This is a genomic window from Streptomyces sp. P3 (assembly GCF_003032475.1).
Taxonomy (GTDB): Bacteria; Actinomycetota; Actinomycetes; order Streptomycetales; family Streptomycetaceae; genus Streptomyces.
Genome location: NZ_CP028369.1, coordinates 385,906 through 404,946, shown reverse-complemented (window position 1 = coordinate 404,946; position 19,041 = coordinate 385,906). Strand labels below are relative to the sequence as shown.

20 protein-coding genes and 5 tRNA genes are annotated in these 19,041 nt (G+C 70.5%); 16 read left to right on the top strand and 9 right to left on the bottom strand.

What is annotated here, in order from left to right; genetic code table 11:
• Positions 1 to 188: 188 nt before the first annotated feature.
• From C6376_RS01645 to C6376_RS01630, 4 genes are all read right to left on the bottom strand, one after another.
• Positions 189 to 764, bottom strand: a complete 576-nt coding sequence (locus tag C6376_RS01645) for an ATP/GTP-binding protein (protein ID WP_030793795.1) — start codon at positions 762 to 764, stop codon at positions 189 to 191.
• The gene (locus C6376_RS01640) at positions 745 to 1,143 is read right to left on the bottom strand and encodes a DUF742 domain-containing protein (protein WP_009190816.1); all 399 of its coding nucleotides are present in this window, start codon (positions 1,141 to 1,143) and stop codon (positions 745 to 747) included. Before C6376_RS01640 ends, C6376_RS01645 begins: the two co-directional genes overlap by 20 nt.
• Positions 1,144 to 1,255: 112 nt before the next feature.
• Positions 1,256 to 1,669 carry a roadblock/LC7 domain-containing protein gene (locus C6376_RS01635; RefSeq protein ID WP_003973453.1) on the bottom strand — a complete coding sequence of 138 codons (414 nt, stop codon included), beginning with the start codon at positions 1,667 to 1,669 and terminating at the stop codon, positions 1,256 to 1,258.
• A gap of 9 nt (positions 1,670 to 1,678) precedes the next feature.
• The gene (locus C6376_RS01630; protein ID WP_107441758.1) at positions 1,679 to 5,422 is read right to left on the bottom strand and encodes a nitrate- and nitrite sensing domain-containing protein; all 3,744 of its coding nucleotides are present in this window, start codon (positions 5,420 to 5,422) and stop codon (positions 1,679 to 1,681) included.
• 602 nt (positions 5,423 to 6,024) lie between these two features.
• Here C6376_RS01630 and C6376_RS01625 point away from each other — a divergent pair.
• From C6376_RS01625 to gltX, 3 genes are all read left to right on the top strand, one after another.
• Entirely contained in the window at positions 6,025 to 6,213 is a 189-nt protein-coding gene (locus C6376_RS01625) for a hypothetical protein (RefSeq protein ID WP_173985558.1), read from the top strand.
• A 175-nt stretch (positions 6,214 to 6,388) separates the two neighbouring features.
• On the top strand, positions 6,389 to 7,174 hold the full coding sequence (locus C6376_RS01620) for a fumarylacetoacetate hydrolase family protein (RefSeq protein WP_107441757.1): 786 nt from the start codon (positions 6,389 to 6,391) through the stop codon (positions 7,172 to 7,174).
• Positions 7,167 to 8,651, top strand: coding sequence for a glutamate--tRNA ligase (gltX, locus tag C6376_RS01615; RefSeq protein WP_107441756.1), 1,485 nt, complete (start codon positions 7,167 to 7,169; stop codon positions 8,649 to 8,651). Before C6376_RS01620 ends, gltX begins: the two co-directional genes overlap by 8 nt.
• A 64-nt stretch (positions 8,652 to 8,715) precedes the next feature.
• Here the strand turns inward: gltX and C6376_RS01610 are convergent, their stop codons facing one another.
• On the bottom strand, positions 8,716 to 9,000 hold the full coding sequence (locus tag C6376_RS01610; RefSeq protein ID WP_107441755.1) for a hypothetical protein: 285 nt from the start codon (positions 8,998 to 9,000) through the stop codon (positions 8,716 to 8,718).
• Between the two features lie 36 nt (positions 9,001 to 9,036).
• On the opposite strand from C6376_RS01610, the gene C6376_RS01605 reads away from it, so the two are divergent.
• From C6376_RS01605 to C6376_RS01580, 6 genes are all read left to right on the top strand, one after another.
• Positions 9,037 to 9,768, top strand: coding sequence for an HAD family hydrolase (locus C6376_RS01605; RefSeq protein ID WP_107441754.1), 732 nt, complete (start codon positions 9,037 to 9,039; stop codon positions 9,766 to 9,768).
• A gap of 91 nt (positions 9,769 to 9,859) precedes the next feature.
• Positions 9,860 to 9,931, top strand: a tRNA-Gln gene (locus C6376_RS01600).
• 21 nt (positions 9,932 to 9,952) lie between these two features.
• A tRNA-Glu gene (locus tag C6376_RS01595) sits at positions 9,953 to 10,025 on the top strand.
• Positions 10,026 to 10,087: 62 nt separating this feature from the next.
• Positions 10,088 to 10,160, top strand: a tRNA-Glu gene (locus C6376_RS01590).
• 20 nt (positions 10,161 to 10,180) lie between these two features.
• Positions 10,181 to 10,252, top strand: a tRNA-Gln gene (locus C6376_RS01585).
• 28 nt (positions 10,253 to 10,280) lie between these two features.
• Positions 10,281 to 10,356: transfer RNA gene (locus C6376_RS01580), tRNA-Glu, on the top strand.
• Between the two features lie 61 nt (positions 10,357 to 10,417).
• Here the strand turns inward: C6376_RS01580 and C6376_RS01575 are convergent.
• Positions 10,418 to 11,062, bottom strand: coding sequence for a MerR family transcriptional regulator (locus C6376_RS01575; protein WP_107441753.1), 645 nt, complete (start codon positions 11,060 to 11,062; stop codon positions 10,418 to 10,420).
• A 38-nt stretch (positions 11,063 to 11,100) separates the two neighbouring features.
• Between C6376_RS01575 and C6376_RS01570 the strand changes: the two genes are divergently transcribed.
• Positions 11,101 to 11,592 (top strand): DUF4188 domain-containing protein, encoded by a 492-nt coding sequence (locus C6376_RS01570; RefSeq protein ID WP_107441752.1) that lies wholly within the window; start codon positions 11,101 to 11,103, stop codon positions 11,590 to 11,592.
• Between the two features lie 110 nt (positions 11,593 to 11,702).
• Here C6376_RS01570 and ndgR read toward each other — a convergent pair whose 3' ends face one another.
• Positions 11,703 to 12,419, bottom strand: coding sequence for an IclR family transcriptional regulator NdgR (gene ndgR, locus C6376_RS01565; protein ID WP_007384919.1), 717 nt, complete (start codon positions 12,417 to 12,419; stop codon positions 11,703 to 11,705).
• 194 nt (positions 12,420 to 12,613) lie between these two features.
• On the opposite strand from ndgR, the gene leuC reads away from it, so the two are divergent.
• The 4 genes from leuC (at position 12,614) to C6376_RS01545 (ending at position 15,966) form a co-directional block, all read left to right on the top strand.
• On the top strand, positions 12,614 to 14,044 hold the full coding sequence (gene leuC / locus C6376_RS01560) for a 3-isopropylmalate dehydratase large subunit (RefSeq protein WP_107441751.1): 1,431 nt from the start codon (positions 12,614 to 12,616) through the stop codon (positions 14,042 to 14,044).
• Between the two features lie 6 nt (positions 14,045 to 14,050).
• Positions 14,051 to 14,644: a 3-isopropylmalate dehydratase small subunit gene (gene leuD / locus C6376_RS01555; RefSeq protein WP_107441750.1), complete on the top strand. Its 594-nt coding sequence runs from the start codon at positions 14,051 to 14,053 to the stop codon at positions 14,642 to 14,644.
• Between the two features lie 283 nt (positions 14,645 to 14,927).
• Complete coding sequence (locus tag C6376_RS01550; protein ID WP_107441749.1) at positions 14,928 to 15,158, top strand: hypothetical protein; 231 nt, start codon at positions 14,928 to 14,930, stop codon at positions 15,156 to 15,158.
• 139 nt (positions 15,159 to 15,297) lie between these two features.
• A complete protein-coding gene (locus C6376_RS01545; RefSeq protein WP_107441748.1) occupies positions 15,298 to 15,966 on the top strand; it encodes an HU family DNA-binding protein in 669 nt (222 codons plus the stop codon).
• Positions 15,967 to 16,056: 90 nt separating this feature from the next.
• On the opposite strand, the gene C6376_RS01540 is transcribed toward C6376_RS01545, so the two are convergent.
• Together C6376_RS01540 and cofC are read right to left on the bottom strand one after the other, a co-directional pair.
• The gene (locus tag C6376_RS01540) at positions 16,057 to 16,260 is read right to left on the bottom strand and encodes a hypothetical protein (protein WP_107441747.1); all 204 of its coding nucleotides are present in this window, start codon (positions 16,258 to 16,260) and stop codon (positions 16,057 to 16,059) included.
• A gap of 9 nt (positions 16,261 to 16,269) precedes the next feature.
• Positions 16,270 to 16,908, bottom strand: a complete 639-nt coding sequence (gene cofC / locus C6376_RS01535; protein ID WP_107441746.1) for a 2-phospho-L-lactate guanylyltransferase — start codon at positions 16,906 to 16,908, stop codon at positions 16,270 to 16,272.
• Between the two features lie 219 nt (positions 16,909 to 17,127).
• Between cofC and C6376_RS01530 the strand changes: the two genes are divergently transcribed.
• The gene (locus C6376_RS01530) at positions 17,128 to 17,988 is read left to right on the top strand and encodes a 1-acyl-sn-glycerol-3-phosphate acyltransferase (RefSeq protein ID WP_107441745.1); all 861 of its coding nucleotides are present in this window, start codon (positions 17,128 to 17,130) and stop codon (positions 17,986 to 17,988) included.
• Positions 17,985 to 18,995: an NAD(P)H-dependent glycerol-3-phosphate dehydrogenase gene (locus C6376_RS01525; RefSeq protein WP_107441744.1), complete on the top strand. Its 1,011-nt coding sequence runs from the start codon at positions 17,985 to 17,987 to the stop codon at positions 18,993 to 18,995. The genes C6376_RS01530 and C6376_RS01525 overlap by 4 nt, the downstream gene beginning before the upstream one ends.
• Positions 18,996 to 19,041: the final 46 nt, after the last annotated feature.

Here is a 19,041-nt window from a genome sequence, read left to right as displayed (position 1 = left end):
AAAAGAACGAGCCCCGCCAAAAGACGGGGCCTTCGTACGCACAGCGAGACCGAGTGACCGCGACGCGTGGCGGGACTCGGCGATTCCTCTGCCGAAACGTTATGAACACCGGAGCCGACCGTGTCAAAGCCCACAGTCGGCTCCAGAGCGCCTACGGCAACTGCTGTACGTCACCTGATGCTTGAAAGTTACCGCAGTCGGGCCATCAGCGCATGCTCGACCAGGGTGATGAGCGCGCTCTTGGCGTCCGAGCGGTGCCGGGCGTCCGTCGTGATGATCGGGGTGTCCGGGCCGATCTGCAGCGCCTCGCGCACCTCTTCGGGCTGGTAGGGCTGCTGCCCGTCGAAGCCGTTGAGCGCGACCACGAACGGCAGACCGCTGTTCTCGAAGTAGTCGACCGCGGGGAAGCAGTCCGCCAGCCGCCGCGTGTCCACGAGCACCACCGCGCCGATGGCGCCGCGCACCAGGTCGTCCCACATGAACCAGAAGCGGTCCTGACCCGGTGTGCCGAACAGGTAGAGGATCAGGTCCTGGTCGAGCGTGATGCGGCCGAAGTCCATGGCCACCGTGGTGGTGGTCTTGTCGCCGGTGTGGGTGAGGTCGTCGATGCCCGCCGACGCGGACGTCATCACGGCCTCCGTGCGCAGCGGGTTGATCTCGGAGACGGCGCCCACGAACGTGGTCTTGCCCACGCCGAAGCCACCCGCCACCACGATCTTCGCGGAGGTGGTGGCCCGGCCTCCGTCAGAGCTTGCGAAGTCCACTGAGCACCCTTTCGAGCAGCGTCACGTCCGGAGCGCCACCGTTGTTCTCGTCGCCGCCCGGCTGGTGGATGGCCACCAGTCCGGCCTCGGCGAGGTCCGCGACGAGGATCCGCGCCACACCCAGCGGCATGGCCAGCAGCGCCGAGACCTCGGCGACCGACTTCACCTCGCGGCACAGGTGACAGATGCGCTGGTGCTCCGGGAGCAGCCCCATGAGCGCTGCCGGGTCGGCCGTGGTGCTGATCAGAGCCTCTATGGCGAGCTGATAGCGCGGCCGGGTCCGGCCACCGGTCATCGCGTACGGACGCACCAGCGGCTGGTCGCCCTCATCGCCGTACGGCTCCGCGTACGGATCATGATGGGCGGTGGGCGGGGTCATGGATCCTCCGGGCGGGACAGCAATTTTGGTTTGTCGTGCCGTCCGTCGAGGCCGGTGGGGGGGATGTGTCGGCCGGACGGTGATTTCGTGAGGCGGGTGGTACTCGGGCGGGTCAGTGGAGCAGACTGCCCTGGAGCTCGGCGCGAAGGTCGGGCGTGAGGACCGCGCCCGCTCGGTCGACGAGCAGTGCCATCTCGTAGCCGACGAGGCCGATGTCGCACTCGGGGTGCGCGAGCACGGCGAGGGACGAGCCGTCGGAGACGGACATGAGGAAGAGGAAGCCCCGCTCCATCTCGACGACCGTCTGGGCCACGTTGCCGCCCTCGAAGATCCGGGAGGCCCCGGCCGTCAGCGAGGTCAGCCCCGAAGCGACGGCCGCCAGCTGGTCGGCGCGGTCGCGGGGGAAGCCCTCGGACATGGCAAGCAGGAGCCCGTCGGCGGACACCACGACGGTGTGGGACACCCCAGGGGTGTTGTCCACGAAGTTGGTGATCAACCAGTTCAGGTTCTGTGCTGCCTGGCTCATCTGGCTCAACTAACGCTCCTGCTGGTGAGTGGGGCTCGGGAAACTGCCGGTCGAGCCGTTGCCGGCCTGACGACCCTGCGCGATGCCCCGACGGAGATTGGTCAGCCGGCCGCGTACGTCGTCAGGCGAACGCGAGACCTGCGGACCGGTCTGGTGCTGTTGCTGCTGAGCCGTGCCCGGGACGAGGTTCGCCCGGGGCACCCGGCGCGGCAGACCGGAGGTGGTGACGCCGCCCGCGGCAGGCTGCCGGACGCGCTCGGCCTGGCGGACGAGTTCGTCGTTGGGCGAGGTCCGCCAGGACGCGGGAGCGGCGGCCGGACGCTCCGGAGCGGCCGGGGCCTGCGACTGCTGTTCCTGCTGCGGCGCCGGGGACGGCGCCGCACCCCCCGCCTGCTGACCGTGGAACCAGTTGGTCTCCAGCGTGTCGTACAGCGGGGTGCGGCCGTCGCCGGGGCCCGAGGCCGGCGGCAGGGCCTCCGGCTCGGGACGCCCGGCCGGACGGTGCGGGACCGGCTGCTGCGCGGCTCCGTACCCGTTCGGCTGAGCAACGGGGAACTGGCCGGTGGACGAGGGGTCCTGGCGGCCGGGCAGGGAGTGCTGCCCGGTGGCGGAGCCGTCGTAGCCGGAGGAGGCGAACTGACCCGTGGAGCCGTTGTCGTAACCCTGCGGGGCGAAGCGGTCCGGCGTCGCCGGAGCGCTCTGGCCGCCGGGGGCGCCGAAGACGTCGGAGCGGGTGTAGCCGTTGTCGCCCGGACGACCGCCGGTGCCGGGGCGCTCGAACTGGCCGGAGTCCTGTCGGCCGCCGGTGCCCGGACGCTGGAACTGACCGGTGTCCTGCGGGTTGCCCACGGCCGGGAACTGGCCCGTGTTCTGCGGACCGTTCGCCGCGGGTCGGCCGAAGTCGGCGGGACGGCTGAAGTCGGCGGGGCCGGCCTGGCCCTGACGCTCGTCGATCCGCGGCATCGCGGGTATCTCGGCGGTGGCGCCGGGACCCTGCCGGTCGTCCACGCGCGGCATGCGCGAGGTCTGTGCGACGTCCGGCTCCTCGTGGCCGCGCGGGGCGTCCAGCGGGGTGCGCGGCACGGGCGGACGGGCGTTCTCGTCGCCCCAGCTGGGCATGCGCGGCTGCGGGTTGCCACCCGGCAGCTCGGCGCGCGGACCACCGCGCGGCGGCAGCTGCGGCTGGCGGCCGCGGCCGCCCTGCTCGGCGTTGTTGGCGCGCTGCTGCGGCGGACGTCCGCCGAACATGTCCGTGCCCTGCGTGCTGCCGTTGGCCGCCTGCAGTCCCTGCGGCGCGCCCGGCGTGTGGCCGCCGTAGCCGGCGCCGGCCGGGGCCGGACGGCCCTGCGGGGGCGCGGACGGCGGCTGCTGGGGACCGCGCGGCGGCTGGCCGCCGGGACGGCCACCGCCGTCCCGGCCGGGCAGCGCGGCCCGGGGACCCTGACCGCCGGCGAGCCGGCCGCCGGCGCCGGGACCGGCGCCGAGGGCGCCGCCCTGCGAGCCGTTCTGGCGACGCGCGGCGGCGACGCCGGCCGCGGCCTGCGCGGCGGCGGGACCGCCCGCGACGCTGCCCTGACCGGGCTTGGGCTGGGGCTTCTTGCCGCCCTGTGCGACGTCCACGGGCAGCATGACCAGTGCGGTCGTGCCGCCGGAGTCGGAGGGGCGCAGCTGGATGCGGATGCCGTGGCGCTGCGACAGACGGCCGACCACGAACAGACCCATGCGGCGGGAGACCGACACGTCCACGGTGGGCGGCGAGGCGAGCCGCTCGTTGATCGCGGCGAGGTCCTCGGGGGAGAGGCCGATGCCGGTGTCGTGGATCTCGATGAGCACGCGGCCGTCGGGCAGCGCGTGACCGGTGACCTTGACCTTGGTCTGCGGGGAGGAGAACGAGGTGGCGTTCTCGAGCAGCTCGGCGAGCAGGTGCACGAGGTCGTTGACGACCCGGCCGGCCACTTCGGTGGTCGGCACGGAGGAGAGCTCGATGCGCTCGTACTGCTCCACCTCGGAGGCGGCGGCGCGCAGCACGTCGACCAGCGGGACCGGACGGGTCCAGCGGCGGCCGGGCTCCTCACCCGCGAGGACGAGGAGGTTCTCACCGTTACGGCGCATGCGGGTCGCGAGGTGGTCGAGCTTGAAGAGCGAGGACAGCTGGTCCGGGTCGGCCTCGCGGGACTCCAGTTCGGAGATGAGCGAGAGCTGACGCTGGATGAGGCCCTGGGAGCGGCGCGAGAGGTTGGTGAACATCGCGTTGACGTTGCCCCGCAGCAGGGCCTGCTCGGCGGCCAGTCGGACCGCCTCGCGGTGCACGTCGTCGAAGGCCGCGGCCACCTGGCCGATCTCGTCCCGGGAGTGCACACCGACCGACTCCACGGACGTGTCGACGTCCTGCGGGTCGGACTCGGACAGCTGCTTGACCAGCTCGGGCAGCCGGTCCTGGGCGACCTTGGTGGCGGTCTCCTGGAGGCGGCGCAGCGAGCGGATCATGGACCGGGCGACGACGAACGCGCCGACCAGCGACACACCCAGCACGAGCAGGATGAGCGCACCGGAGATGATCGCCTCGCGCTCCGACTCGGCGCGCAGCTCACGCGCCTTCTGCTCCATGTCCTCGAGCAGCGTGTGCTCGATGTTGGCCATCTGCGCGATCTTGGTCGAGCTGTCGTCGATCCAGTCCTGGTAGGACCGCTTGTCCTGCGACTGCAGACCGGTGGTGGAGCTCAGCGCCCGGGTGGCGTAGGTGTCGGCCTCCTCGATGACCGGGTTGCCCCGCTCGATGGGCTGCAGCAGTTCCTCGGCGCCGTCGTCGCCGTAGATGCTGCGGAAGCTCGCGAGTTCGGAGTCCTGGTTCTCGAGAGCGGCCTCGGCGTACTGCCGGTCGTTCTCGGAGAGGTCGCCGTAGACGGTGTTGCTCACCGGCAGCGCTGCCGCGAGCACGGCGCGCTGGACGGAGGCGTACTCCTTGGCGGCGGAGAACGCGGACAGCGCGCGGGTGCGCTGGATCATCTCCGGGTTGCTGGTGGCCTGCGCCATGTCCTGCGAGAGGTCCAGCAGGCTGGTGATCAGGCGGTGGTAGGCCTCGACCGTCTGGGTGGAGTTCTTGGGCTCCGAGTAGGCGGTCGACCGGATCTTGGCCAGGTTGCCGAGGTCGCTGAGGAGACCCACGAGGCTGTCGCGGACACCCTGCAGGTTGCCGTCGGTGCTGGCGGCGTCGATCTCCTCCGAGGCGTCCTGGAAGGCGGTCACGGCCTTGTCGGTCTTGTCCCGGTAGCCCTTGACGCCGAAGTCGGTCGCCTTGCTGCCGTGCGTGAGCGGACCGGCGGAGCGGTCGCGCTCGTTCTGCAGCTGGACGGCCAGCTCGGTGGCCTGCTTGGTCATGTCCGTCAGCAGCTTCATGTTGTCGAGCTGCTTGATGTCGTCCATCGACTGGTCGATGCGCAGTGCGCCCAGCGTGGTCGCGGCGACCACCGGCAGGGTCAGCAGCGCCACCAGACGCGTGGAGATGCGCCAGTTGCGCAGCGCCACCCGCGGGCCGGGACCGGGGGAGCCGGCCGGCGGCTTGGCCGTCGGAGTCGGAGTGAAGGAACTCGGCGACGCGGACGAGCCGGGGCGCCCAGGGCGCTCACCGCCGTCGCCGGACGGGCCCGGGTTCTGGGCGTGCTGGGGCGAGGAACTGCCGGCATTGGGGCCAGTCCCGCCGTGCGGCTCCGGCTCCGCCGAAGCACTGCCATCCCTCTTGAAACGTCCCTGCACTAGCGTCGCAACCTCTGGACCAGGCGCCTCCCGCGTGAACGGAAAGACGGTGTCGGCGTGTCGGGGGGCGTCCTGAATTACGCCACCCTGATGGTCGTGAGTACCGGCGCTGGCTCCCCCTGTCTCGCCGCCACCGGGCGCGTTCTGCGCCCCCTGTGCGCCGGCTCGATCCCGCGGCGGTCCGAGGAATTCCAGCACAGTGCAGGATCTCCAACAAGGCCCGTTGGCCAGGCTGTGACATCCGTGACACGACGTGAGGGTGAAGTTACGGGATGTAGAAAGAGTTTCTCCCTAAGGCGGACATAAGGGTGCGAACCCCTGGAGCGGCAAGGGTGTCCCAGTCGCGATGATCAGGAGCGGAATGAGTGCTTCAGGTGCCTTATGTCCCTTTCGTGGGGGTCATGCAAGGGTCCGGAATGACCGAAATACCACTGAACTCGTGAGCAAACTCACACGCCAATCATGCGGTCTTCACGGGTTCACCGGGAAGCGCGTGTTTAGCCTGACGCTTTACAGGGATGGCACATCCGACAAAACCGCGCCCGCGCGGGGGCCTTTGACGGCCTCTCCGGCGCCCCGAGACGACAGGGTCACGTAAAACTGTGAAGACGACGACGATGTTCCACAAGATCGCCAACCCGCGGCGCACGACGCTGGCGCACCTCGAGGACGCCGACGACCTGCAGCTCCCGGAGCAGCGGGAGCACTCCGTCGATCTCCCTGCCCAGACTGCCAACCCCAGGCGCACCGTCCTCATGGAGGCGCCGCTCGCCGCCTCCGTCGCGGAGTAGATCCAGCGGATCCACGAGATCATCCCCGATCTCTGCGATCACATACGGGCGCCGGCCGCCGAATGCTCAAACCGGCCGCCCATGGATGCCGAGGGCGTCCCCGACCGGGGGCGCCCTTCCGCGTTAGCCTGGAGCGTCACACTCCAGCCAGCTCAGTCAAGGGGCCAACCAACCCGTGCGCATCGCCAGGTTCTCCATCGACGGCAACGTCGCCTTCGGCGCGGTCGAGGGGGCCGAGCCGGACGAGCTCGTCCTCGACATCATCAAGGGCATCCCGTTCGCGGACTTCGAACTGTCCGGCACCAAGGTGCCGCTGAGCAAGGTCCGGCTCCTGCCGCCCGTGCTGCCCAACAAGATCGTCGCCTTCGGCCGCAACTACGCCGAGCACGCGCGCGAACTGGGCCACGAGGTCCCCGACGCCCCGTTCGCCTTCTTCAAGCCGTCCACCTCGGTGATCGGCCACGGCGACGCCATCCAGTACCCGTCGTTCTCCGAGGAACTGCACCACGAGGCCGAGCTGGCCGTCGTCATCGGCCGGATGTGCCGCGAGGTCCCGCGCGAGCGCGTGGCGGACGTGATCTTCGGTTACACCTGCGCGAACGACGTCACCGCACGGGACGTCCAGCGGCGCGAGAAGCAGTGGGCGCGGGCCAAGGGCTTCGACACCTCCTGCCCGCTCGGCCCGTGGGTGGAGACCGGCCTGGACCTGGCGACCGCGTCCGACCTCACGATCCAGCTCACCGTGAACGGCGGACAACGCCAGCTGGGCCGCACCAGCGAGATGATCCACTCCATCGCGGATCTGATCGTCAACATCACCGAGGCCATGACGCTGCTCCCCGGCGACGTGATCCTCACGGGCACCCCGGCAGGGGTTGGCCCCCTGGCTGTCGGCGACGAGGTCGCCGTCACCATCGAAGGCATCGGCTCTCTCACCAACAAGGTTGTCAAGCGTGGCTAGCGCACCCGGCTCTCCCGTACGCGTCCGTTTCTGTCCCTCGCCCACCGGTAACCCGCACGTGGGCCTGGTCCGCACCGCCCTGTTCAACTGGGCCTTCGCCAAGCACCACCAGGGCACCCTGGTCTTCCGTATCGAGGACACCGACGCGGCCCGCGACTCCGAGGACTCGTACCGCCAGCTACTGGACTCGATGCGCTGGCTCGGCTTCGACTGGGACGAGGGCCCCGAGGTCGGCGGCCCGCACGCGCCGTACCGCCAGTCCCAGCGCATGGACCTGTACAAGGACGTCGCGCAAAAGCTCCTGGACGCCGGTCACGCGTACCACTGCTACTGCTCCCAGGAGGAGCTGGACACCCGCCGGGAGGCCGCCCGCGCCGCCGGCCGGCCGTCCGGCTACGACGGCCACTGCCGCGACCTCACCGAGGCGCAGGCCGGGGAGTACCGGGCCCAGGGCCGTGCGCCGATCGTCCGCTTCCGCATGCCCGACGAGACGATCACCTTCACGGACCTGGTCCGCGGCGAGCTGACGTTCACCCCGGAGAACGTGCCCGACTACGGCATCGTCCGCGCCAACGGCGCCCCGCTGTACACGCTGGTCAACCCGGTCGACGACGCCCTCATGGAGATCACCCACGTCCTGCGCGGCGAGGACCTGCTCTCCTCCACGCCCCGCCAGGTCGCCCTCTACAAGGCGCTGACCGAGCTGGGCATCGCGAAGTCCGTGCCCGCCTTCGGTCACCTGCCGTACGTGATGGGCGAGGGCAACAAGAAGCTCTCCAAGCGCGACCCGGAGTCGTCCCTCAACCTCTACCGCGAGCGCGGCTTCCTCCCCGAGGGCCTGCTCAACTACCTCTCGCTGCTGGGCTGGTCGCTCTCGGCCGACCAGGACATCTTCACGATGGACGAGATGGTCGCCGCCTTCGACGTCACGGACGTCAACCCCAACCCGGCGCGCTTCGACCTCAAGAAGTGCGAGGCGATCAACGCCGACCACATCCGCCTGCTCGACGTGAAGGACTTCACCGAGCGCTGCGCCCCCTGGCTGAAGGCCCCGGTCGCCCCCTGGGCGCCGGAGGACTTCGACGAGGCGAAGTGGCAGGCGATCGCCCCGCACGCGCAGACCCGGCTCAAGGTCCTCTCGGAGATCACCGACAACGTCGACTTCCTCTTCCTGGCCGAGCCGGTCTTCGACGAGACGTCCTGGGCGAAGGCGATGAAGGAGGGCAGCGACGCCCTGCTGACGACGGCCCGCGAGAAGCTGGAGTCGGCCGACTGGACCTCCGCCGAGTCCCTGAAGGAGGCCGTCCTGGCCGCCGGCGAGGCCCACGGCCTCAAGCTCGGCAAGGCCCAGGCGCCCGTCCGCGTCGCGGTGACCGGACGCACGGTCGGCCTGCCCCTCTTCGAGTCGCTGGAGATCCTCGGCAAGGAGATGACGCTGGCCCGTATCGACGCGGCGCTGGCGAAGCTCGCGGCGTAACGCCCGGGCGCGCGAGAGGGGCGGCATCCGGATCACCGGGCGCCGCCCCTTCGGCGTTCACACCTCAGACGGCGTCGCTCTCGTCGACGAGGTAGGCGAACTCGTCGAAGATCTCGAGCACGACGACGACCAGCACGGCTGCCGCCACCACGTACTCCAGCACGACGCCCGGGGCGACGTACGCCTTGCGCAGATGCTCGTCGGGGCCGAGTTGCGCGGTCGCGGCCTTGCGGAACGGGTCGCGCGCCAGTATCCGCACGGCCTTGTCCAACTGAGCTCGACGCTCGCCGGGCAGGCCGTCGTACGCCGCCCGGGCCTCGACGGTGAACTGGACTCGGCACTCGCTCATGTCCTCGGTGTGCCAGCCCGCGATACCGTCGGGGACATGAGCATTCGCGCCGTGGTCTGGGACGTTGACGACACCCTCTTCGACTACACGACCGCGGACCGCGAGGGCATGCGGTCGTATCTGACGGCCGAGGGGCTGCTGAGCGGGTACGGCACCGCGGAGCAGGCCGTCGCGCGGTGGCGGGAGGTCACCGACCAACACTGGGCGCGGTTCTCGGCGGGCGGCATCACCTTCGAGGACCAGCGCCGGGACCGGGTACGGGCGTTCCTGGAACGTGAGATGACCGATGTGGAGGCCGACGACTGGCTCGTGCGGTACTGGCCGCACTACGAGGCCGCCTGGTCTATCTTCCCGGACGTCCTGCCCGTGCTCGACGCGCTCGCCGCCAGCCACCGCCACGCGGTGCTCTCCAACTCCAGCATCCACGTCCAGGACTACAAACTGCGCGCCCTCGGCTTGCACGACCGTTTCGAGGCCGTCCTGTGCGCCGCGGAGCTCGGCGTCTCCAAGCCCGAGGCCGGCGCCTTCCTCGCGGCCTGCGAGGCCCTGTCGCTGCCGCCGCACCAGGTCGCCTACGTCGGAGACCACCCGGAGATCGACGGACGGGGCGCCGCCGACGCCGGACTGCTCTCGGTGTGGATCGACCGTTACGGTGGCACTGCGACCGTCGAGCTCCCCGCCGGCCGGCACCGGATCGCCTCCCTCGCCGAACTCCCCGCGATCCTCGGCGCGGATACCCGTTTTGGAGCGCGGTCCACCTTCGGGTAATGTTCTTCCTGCGCCGCCGGAGAGCGGGCTGAAAGGCCGGGCACCGAAGGCGCAAACTAGAACAAGATCCCCACAGGGGCTTGCGTTCCAGTGGCCTATGGTGTAATTGGCAGCACGACTGATTCTGGTTCAGTTAGTCTAGGTTCGAGTCCTGGTAGGCCAGCTCGCAGAGCTCATCTGCAAAGCCCCCGTTGTGTAGCGGCCTAGCACGCTGCCCTCTCAAGGCAGTAGCGCCGGTTCGAATCCGGTCGGGGGTACAGATCCTTCCCAGGAAGGCAGTCCGGGTCGCACCCGCTGTCTCTCATGCAGGATCGCTAGGGCCCCCGTTGTGTAGCGGCCTAGCACGCCGCCCTCTCAAGGCGGTAGCGCCGGTTCGAATCCGGTCGGGGGTACGATTCAGGTTGAATCACCTTGGTCTATGGTGTAATTGGCAACACTACGGTTTCTGGTACCGTCATTCTAGGTTCGAGTCCTGGTAGACCAGCTCTGATCTGCGGAAACGCAAGGTCTAGGCCCCCGTTGTGTAGCGGCCTAGCACGCCGCCCTCTCAAGGCGGTAGCGCCGGTTCGAATCCGGTCGGGGGTACCACACGAATGGCCCTTCGCTTCGGCGGAGGGCCATTCGCATGCGCCCTCCGCGCAGGCCCAGCTCACGCGAAGCCGTACCGCCGCGCCGACTCCTCCTCCTGCGCCAGCCGGTGCAGCGCCTGCAGTATCGGCTCGACGAGGATCGCCCCCAGCACCGCCGTCTCGATCCGCTCCGCCTCCGACTCGCGCGTCTCCACGAAGTCCAGGTCCAGGGCCGCGGCCCGGTGCATCAACCGGGCGTAGGAAAAGAGCAGTTCGGCGTCCCAGTCGTAACCGAGGCGATGCAGCGCGGCCACCGCGACGACCAGTGACCGGTACGCGGGGGAGATCGTCGTCAGCAGACGGGCGTTGGTCCACCCCAGTGTGCGCAGCAGGTCGTCCGCCTCCTGGCGGGCGGCGCGGACGTGCTCGTCCTCGGTGTCCGGCTCGGGGACCTGGGGCAGCGCCCACAGGGCCGCGCCGAGGCGGATCGTGCGGCCCAGGGAGTCGTCGTCCACATGCCCGAGCACCTCGCGGACCGTGGCCACCGGCAGTCGGCCCACCTGGATCATGGCGCGCACCAGCCGCAGACGGCGCAGATGCTCCTCGTCGTACGCGGCGGTCGTCGCGTTGAGCCGGCGGCCGGGCGGCAGGAGGCCCTCGCGCAGGTAGTACTTGATCGTCGCCGTCGAGACTCCGCTGCGCTCGCTCAACTCGGTCAGCCGCATCCCTTGCGCCCCTCCTTGGACAGCGCCACTATCCAAGCATGCCCGAAGCCACCCGTACCACCGCCGACGCACGAGGCGACGTCGTCGTCCTGCTCATCGGGATGCGTGTCAACCGGTTCTGGGCCGTGCACCAGTGGGTGCCGGTCATGCTGGCGATGCTCAGAATGCTCGCAGAGCTGAAGAAGGACCCGAGCCGGGGGCTCCTCTCCCGGGTCCTGCTGACGGCCTCGCCGCGGACGTACTACGTCGTCCAGTACTGGGAGTCGAAGGAGAAGCTCTACGCCTACGCGAGCGCGCCCGACGCGTTCCACCATCGTGTGTGGGCCCGGCTCAACCGCAAGGAGCGGGAGGGGAAGGTGCGGGGTCACGTGGGGATCTGGCACGAGGCGTACGTCGTGCCGGAGGGGTCGTACGAGGCGGTCTACGGCGACATGCCGGCCTTCGGTCTCGCGGCCGCGCACGGGCAGATCCCGTTGGAGCGGCGGGGGCGGTATGCGAAGGACCGTTTCGCGTACCGGTCCGCGCCCTAGGAGGCGGGTCCACGCGGCGGAGCACGCGCCGACACCGTCCCGCGCCCGCGGGGCCTCGCCGTGAGGGAAAGGGCTGCCGCGGCGTTGAGGCCGCCCTCTTCCTCGCGGAGTCAGCCGGTGCGGCGCAGGGCCTCGGACAGACGGGCCGCCGCGTCGATGACCGCCTGGGCGTGCATACGGCCCGGGTGGCGCGTCAGGCGCTCGATGGGGCCCGAGACGGAGACGGCGGCCACCACGCGGTTGGAGGGGCCGCGCACCGGCGCGGAGACGGACGCGACGCCCGGCTCGCGCTCACCGATGGACTGGGCCCAGCCGCGGCGCCGCACGCCTGACAGGGCCGTCGCCGTGAAGCGGGCGCCCTGGAGGCCGCGGTGCAGGCGCTCCGGCTCCTCCCAGGCCATCAGGATCTGGGCCGAGGAGCCCGCCTTCATCGTGAGCGTGGAGCCGACCGGCACGGTGTCCCGAAGGCCGGACAGGCGTTCCGCCGCGGCCACGCAGATGCGCATGTCGCCCTGGCGGCGGTAGAGCTGCGCGCTCTCGCCCGTGATGTCCCGCAGGTGCGTGAGCACCGGGCCGGCGGTGGCCAGCAGGCGGTCCTCGCCGGCGGCCGCGGCCAGTTCGGCGAGTCGGGGGCCGAGAATGAAACGGCCCTGCATGTCGCGCGCGACCATACGGTGGTGTTCCAAAGCCACGGCCAGACGATGGGCCGTGGGTCGTGCGAGTCCGGTGGCAGCGACCAAGCCTGCGAGGGTGGCCGGACCGGACTCCAGGGCGCTCAGGACAAGGGCTGCCTTGTCCAGGACGCCGACGCCGCTACTGTTGTCCATGAAACGATACTCCCGTCTCACTCTGTGAAACGCAAGTTCAATTTTCCGTGAGACGCGCAACCCTTGGACACATGGTGGCCCGCGGACCAACGGGCCAGGCGGCGGGTGCCCGGGGAAAAGCAGGGGCCGGTGGGCGTCGCCTCCACAAGATCTCTAGTTGGGCCGGTGCGTCATTGCCGGCCGGAGGGAAAGCGATGGGTAGGACACTCGCGGAGAAGGTCTGGGACGACCACGTCGTCCGGCGCGCCGAGGGCGAGCCCGACCTCCTCTTCATCGATCTGCACCTCCTGCACGAGGTGACCAGCCCGCAGGCCTTCGACGGACTGCGGCAGAACGGCCGCCCGGTGCGCCGTCTCGACCTCACCATCGCGACCGAGGACCACAACACCCCGACGCTCGACATCGACAAGCCGATCGCGGACCCGGTCTCCCGGGCCCAGCTGGAGACGCTGCGCAAGAACTGCGCCGAGTTCGGCGTCCGGCTGCACCCGCTGGGCGACGTCGAGCAGGGCGTCGTGCACGTCGTCGGCCCGCAGCTGGGTCTGACCCAGCCCGGCATGACGGTCGTCTGCGGCGACTCCCACACCTCCACGCACGGCGCCTTCGGCGGCCTGGCGTTCGGCATCGGCACCTCGCAGGTCGAGCACGTGCTGGCCACCCAGACGCTGCCGATGGCCCGCCCGAAGACCATGGCGATCACCGTCGACGGCGAACTGCCCGACGGCGTCACCGCCAAGGACCTGATCCTGGCGATCATCGCCCGCATCGGCACCGGCGGCGGTCAGGGCTACGTCCTGGAGTACCGCGGCCCCGCCATCGAGAAGCTCTCGATGGAGGCCCGCATGACCATCTGCAACATGTCGATCGAGGCCGGCGCCCGCGCGGGCATGATCGCGCCCGACCAGACCACCTTCGACTACCTCGAGGGCCGTCCGCACGCCCCCAAGGGCGAGGACTGGGACGCGGCCGTCGCGTACTGGAAGACGCTGAGGACCGACGACGACGCCGAGTTCGACGCCGAGGTGGTCATCGACGCCGCCGCGCTGTCGCCGTTCGTCACCTGGGGCACCAACCCCGGCCAGGGCGCGCCGCTTTCGGCCGACGTCCCCGACCCTGCTTCGTACGAAGACGCTTCGGAGCGCCTCGCCGCCGAAAAGGCCCTGGAATACATGGGGTTGGAGGCCGGACAGCCGCTGCGCTCCATCAAGGTGGACACCGTCTTCGTAGGTTCCTGCACCAACGGCCGCATCGAGGACCTGCGCGCGGCCGCCGAGCTCGTCAAGGGCCGCAAAGTCGCCGACGGCGTACGGATGCTGGTCGTCCCGGGCTCCGCGCGCGTCGGTCTGCAGGCCGTTTCCGAGGGTCTGGACGTGGTATTCAAGGAGGCCGGCGCCGAGTGGCGGCACGCGGGCTGCTCGATGTGCCTCGGCATGAACCCCGACCAGCTGGCCCCGGGGGAGCGCTCGGCGTCCACCTCCAACCGCAACTTCGAGGGCCGTCAGGGCAAGGGTGGTCGGACGCACCTGGTGTCGCCGCAGGTCGCGGCCGCCACGGCCGTCCTGGGCCACCTGGCCTCCCCGGCCGACCTGTCCGACGCCGAGACCCGTACGCCCGCTGGAGTCTGATCAGCCATGGAAGCATTCATCTCGCACACCGGCCGGGCCGTCCCGCTGCGCCGCTCCAATGTCGACACCGACCAGATCATCCCTGCTCACTGGCTCAAGAAGGTCACCCGGGACGGGTTCGAGGACGGGCTGTTCGAGGCCTGGCGCAAGGACCCGGAGTTCATCCTCAACCGGCCCGAGCGACAGGGCGCCAGCGTGCTGGTCGCCGGCCCCGACTTCGGCACCGGCTCCTCCCGTGAGCACGCCGTCTGGGCGCTGCAGAACTACGGCTTCAAGACCGTGATCTCGTCCCGCTTCGCCGACATCTTCCGTGGCAACTCGCTGAAGAACGGCCTGCTCACGGTGGTGATCGAGCAGAAGATCGTCGACGCGCTGTGGGAAGTCACGGAGAAGGACCCGCAGACCGAGATCACTGTCGACCTCGAGGCCCGCGAGGTGCGCGCCGAGGGGATCACCGCGGCCTTCGAGCTCGACGAGAACGCCCGTTGGCGCCTGCTGAACGGGCTGGACGACATCTCCATCACCCTGCAGAACGAGGGTGACATCGCCGCCTACGAGGCCAAGCGCCCCTCGTACAAGCCGAGGACGCTCGAGGTCTGACCCCGAGGCCCCCGGCCCCTGGGCGGCCCCGGACAGGTCGAGTTTCGGCCACCGCGACACCCCCTCCGTACCCCCGATCGGTCCGATCGGGGGTACGGCCGTGTCTGGACCCCTTCGGCCCCGGAGCCCTTCGCTGCTCGTGCCAACTTCCCACGTTAGAGGGGTTGTTGCCGGGGTAGGCGCCCTGTGTGGACGCGGCCGCCGGAAGGGCGCCGACGGCCGTTCGAGGCGGCAGTTGCCCCCTGGGCGGGCGACAACTCGCCCCAGATGGCACAATCTGTGCATGGAACACGACGGCCAACTCGAGCTCTATACGGCGGTCGCGAACCAGCTCAAGGAAGCGCACACAAGAGTGCGCGCACTGCAAGTCCCGGAGGGCGTACGGATGGCGCTGACCCGGAAGCTGCTGGTCATCACGGCCGCGGCCAAGCACGATCTCGCCGATGCGACAAGGCGTCTGGAGCGGTTCATGGCGGACCTCGACGAGGGGCGAACACCCGAAGAGGGGCGCTGATCGCTTCCAGGAGCAGCCGATTTCGTTGCGGCACAAGGGTGATTAGCCCGTTTCGTGTTTGATTTGCGGTATATATCTGCCTAACGTGCGAAAAGGCTTGAACACTTTCGTTCTGGCGAATGTCTCCGAAGGGGAAGACGTGAACAAGGCGCAGCTCGTAGAAGCGATTGCCGACAAGCTGGGCGGTCGCCAGCAGGCCGCCGAGGCGGTCGACGCGGTCCTGGACGCCATCGTCCGCGCGACGGTCGCCGGCGACCGGGTCTCGGTCACCGGTTTCGGTTCGTTCGAGAAGGTCGACCGGCCGGCCCGCTACGCCCGCAACCCCCAGACGGGCGAGCGGGTTCGGGTCAAGAAGACCTCCGTCCCGCGCTTCCGCGCAGGCCAGGGCTTCAAGGACCTGGTCAGCGGCTCGAAGAAGCTCCCGCGCGGCGGCGAGGTCGCCGTCAAGAAGGCCCCCAAGGGCAGCCTGACCGGCGGCGCGTCCGCGACGGTCAAGAAGGCCGCCGCGAAGAAGGCCGCCCCCGCGAAGAGGGCTTCGGCCGCCGCGAAGAAGGCCGCCCCCGCGAAGAAGACGACGGCCGCCGCCAAGAAGACCACGGCCACCGCCAAGAAGACCACCGCGAAGAAGACCGCGGCCAAGAGCACGACGGCGGCCGCGAAGAAGACCACCACCGCGAAGTCGGCCGCCGCGAAGAAGACGGCGGCCAAGAAGGCCCCGGCGAAGAAGGCGACGGCCAAGAAGGCCCCCGCCAGGAAGTCCACCGCCCGCAAGACCACCGCCAAGAAGGCCACCGCCGCCAAGGCGTAGGGCACCTGGGGCACTCACGCGCCGGGCCGGACTCCCTCTCGGAGCCCGGCCCGCGGCGTGTCCGGCAGCTCTCCTTCGGCGAGAACTCCCTCAGAACGTCTGGAGCGTCACCAGGGTGATCCTGGGACGCTCCTTCGGTCCGTCCGTCTCGATCCGCACCCGCTGGCCGGGCCGCAGCAGCCGCAGCCCGCCCGCGTCGAAGGCCGGTGCGTCGAAGGGCACGGGCGTGCCGTCGTCGAGCAGCACCTGTCCGCTGCGGGTGTCGGGGTCGTACGTGTATGCGGTCGCCTGCATGGCGGCAGCCTACTGCCCGGGGATCAGCAGGCGCGCGGTCGCCGCGGCCGTCCGGGGCCCCACGCCCAGCGCCAGCGCGGCGCGCAGGTCCTCGCCGGTGTCCACGTCCTGGCGTACCGAGTCCACCGCGTCGAGACTCAGTTCAACGGCTCCGGAGGCTCGATGGCGGGCCCGGGAATCCGGGCCGAATGCGGGACGCAACGCGCGGCCGGGGGCGACGGCGAGAAGCGTGGTGCCGATTGCGGCCGCGTCCGGAAGGAATGCGCGGGGGAATTCCGCGGCCGCCTCCAGTACCCGGGCCAATTCCGGCGCGCGCAGCGACGGCAGATCGGCGTTGAGGGCCGCGAGCGGCGCGCCGGGACGGAAAGCGCGGACGACGGCGGCTCCGTGGGCCAGCGCGGCGTTCAGGCCCGCCCCCGGCTCGTCCGGGACGATCCGGGCGCCCAGGGCCGCCAGCGTGCGTCCGGCCAGGGCGTCGTCCGTGACCACGACCACATCCCGCACCGCGGGCGAGGTCAGCGCGGCCGCCACGGTGTCCTCGGCGAAGGCCAGGGCGACGCCAGGGCGCAGGCTGTCGGCGGCCGTGTCCGCGAGCCTGCTCTTGGCCAGCGCCAAGGGCTTCAGGGGTATGACCAGGGTCCACCGCACCGGCGTGCCTCCCCTCTCTTGTCGCGGTCATTGTCACCCGGCCCGTCCGTGCGCGGGACGCGCGGGCGTACGGTGTTCTCGACAGACCGGCGGTCCGGAGCGACACTTGTGCGGCCCCGGGCTCCGGTGCAGGCCCAGGGAAGTCCTGGTCCGGAGCGACACTTGTGCGGCCCCGGGCTCCGGTGCAGGCCCAGGGAAGTCCTAGAGGAAGGTGTTCGCGTGCCCCGCCGCAGAATCGGCTTCTGGTACCGCTTCGCTGCGGTGCTGTGCAAACCCTGGCTGGTGGTTCTGATCAAGCGGGACTGGCGCGGAATGGAGCACATTCCGGCCGAGGGCGGATTTATCACCGCGGTGAACCACAATTCGCATGTCGACCCCTTCGCGTACGCGCACTTTCAGTACAACACCGGACGGGTGCCGCGATTCCTGGCGAAGAGCGGGCTTTTCCGGGAGGGATTTGTCGGAGCCGCGATGCGCGGCACCGGGCAGATCCCCGTCTACCGCGAGAGCACGGACGCGCTGAGCGCCTTCCGGGCCGCCATCGACGCGGTGGAGCGCGGCGAGTGCGTCGCGTTCTACCCCGAGGGCACCCTCACCCGCGACCCCGACGGCTGGCCGATGACCGCCAAGACCGGCGCCGCGCGCGTGGCCCTGCAGACCAGGTGCCCGGTGATCCCCGTCGCACAGTGGGGCGCCAACGAACTGCTGGCCCCGTACGCGAAGAAGCCCGACCTCTTTCCGCGCAAGACCCACCACGTGCTCGCGGGCCCGCCCGTGGACCTCTCACGCTTCTACGGCAGGGAGACCACCCCCGAGCTGCTGAAGGAGGCCACGGAGGTCATCATGGCGGCCGTCACCGGGCTGCTGGAGGAGATCCGCGGCGAGAAGGCCCCCGCGACGCCCTACGATCCCCGCCGGGAGCGCATCGAACAGCGCCGCCGCACCCAGGCGGAGACCGTCGCGGAGCACGGCGCGGGGGCAGACGGCCCGCACGACGCCCGCATCGACCGCACCGACCGCAGCGACCGCGCGGAGACCGGGCACGCGCAGGCCCGTCACGAGGGGGAGAACAGCAAGTGAGCAACTCCGTCAAGGCGGCCGTCTTCGGCACCGGATCATGGGGGACCGCCTTCGGTGCGGTCCTCGCCGACGCGGGCTGCGAGGTGACGCTGTGGGCACGCCGCGCCGAGCTCGCCGACGCGGTCAACTCCACCCGCAGCAACCCCGACTACCTCCCCGGCGTGGAACTCCCCCGCAACCTGCGCGCGACCGCCGACCCGGCCGAGGCGGCCCGGGACGCCGACTTCACCGTCCTCGCCATCCCCTCGCAGACCCTGCGCGCCAACCTCGCCGACTGGACCGCGCTGCTCGCCCCGGGCACCGTGCTGGTGTCGCTGATGAAGGGCGTCGAGCTCGGTACGACCATGCGGATGAGCGAGGTCGTCGAGGACGTCGCCAAGGTGGGCCGGGACCGGATCGCCGTCGTGACCGGGCCCAACCTGGCCAAGGAGATCGCCTCCCGCAGGCCGGCCGCGGCCGTCGTCGCGTGCACGGACGAGGGCGTCGCCCAGCGCCTGCAGGCCGCCTGCCACACCCCCTACTTCCGCCCGTACACCAACACCGACGTGGTGGGCTGCGAACTGGGCGGCGCCGTCAAGAACGTCATCGGGCTCGCGGTCGGCATCGCGGACGGTATGGGGCTCGGCGACAACGCCAAGGGATCGCTGATCACGCGCGGGCTCGCCGAGACCACCCGGCTGGGCCTGGCGATGGGCGCGGACCCGCTCACCTTCGCCGGACTCGCCGGGCTGGGCGACCTGGTGGCCACCTGCTCCTCGCCGCTGTCCCGCAACCACACCTTCGGCACCAACCTCGGCAAGGGCATGACCCTCCCGGAGACCATCGCGGTCACCCGGCAGACCGCCGAGGGCGTCAAGTCCTGTGAGTCGGTGCTGGATCTGGCCCGGCGGCACGGCGTCGACATGCCGATCACCGAGACGGTCGTCGCCATCGTGCACGAGGGCAAGCCTCCGGTCGTCGCCGTCAAGGAGCTGATGTCGCGCAGCGCGAAGCCCGAACGACGCTGAGCGAACCCGGCGGGCGGACGCTGACTCCCGGCACTACCACCGGGTA

Bases quoted from the DNA above. Each gene is read 5' to 3' on its own strand.
- C6376_RS01640 (WP_009190816.1), bottom strand. From the start codon at position 1,143: ATGACCCCGCCCACCGCCCATCATGATCCGTACGCGGAGCCGTACGGC.
- C6376_RS01635 (WP_003973453.1), bottom strand. From the start codon at position 1,669: ATGAGCCAGGCAGCACAGAACCTGAACTGGTTGATCACCAACTTCGTG.
- ndgR (WP_007384919.1), bottom strand. From the start codon at position 12,419: ATGGACAACAGTAGCGGCGTCGGCGTCCTGGACAAGGCAGCCCTTGTC.
- C6376_RS01540 (WP_107441747.1), bottom strand. From the start codon at position 16,260: ATGCAGGCGACCGCATACACGTACGACCCCGACACCCGCAGCGGACAG.
- C6376_RS01550 (WP_107441749.1), top strand. From the start codon at position 14,928: ATGGAACACGACGGCCAACTCGAGCTCTATACGGCGGTCGCGAACCAG.
- C6376_RS01610 (WP_107441755.1), bottom strand. From the start codon at position 9,000: ATGAGCGAGTGCCGAGTCCAGTTCACCGTCGAGGCCCGGGCGGCGTAC.
- C6376_RS01570 (WP_107441752.1), top strand. From the start codon at position 11,101: ATGCCCGAAGCCACCCGTACCACCGCCGACGCACGAGGCGACGTCGTC.
- C6376_RS01575 (WP_107441753.1), bottom strand. From the start codon at position 11,062: ATGCGGCTGACCGAGTTGAGCGAGCGCAGCGGAGTCTCGACGGCGACG.
- leuC (WP_107441751.1), top strand. From the start codon at position 12,614: ATGGGTAGGACACTCGCGGAGAAGGTCTGGGACGACCACGTCGTCCGG.
- leuD (WP_107441750.1), top strand. From the start codon at position 14,051: ATGGAAGCATTCATCTCGCACACCGGCCGGGCCGTCCCGCTGCGCCGC.
- C6376_RS01605 (WP_107441754.1), top strand. From the start codon at position 9,037: ATGAGCATTCGCGCCGTGGTCTGGGACGTTGACGACACCCTCTTCGAC.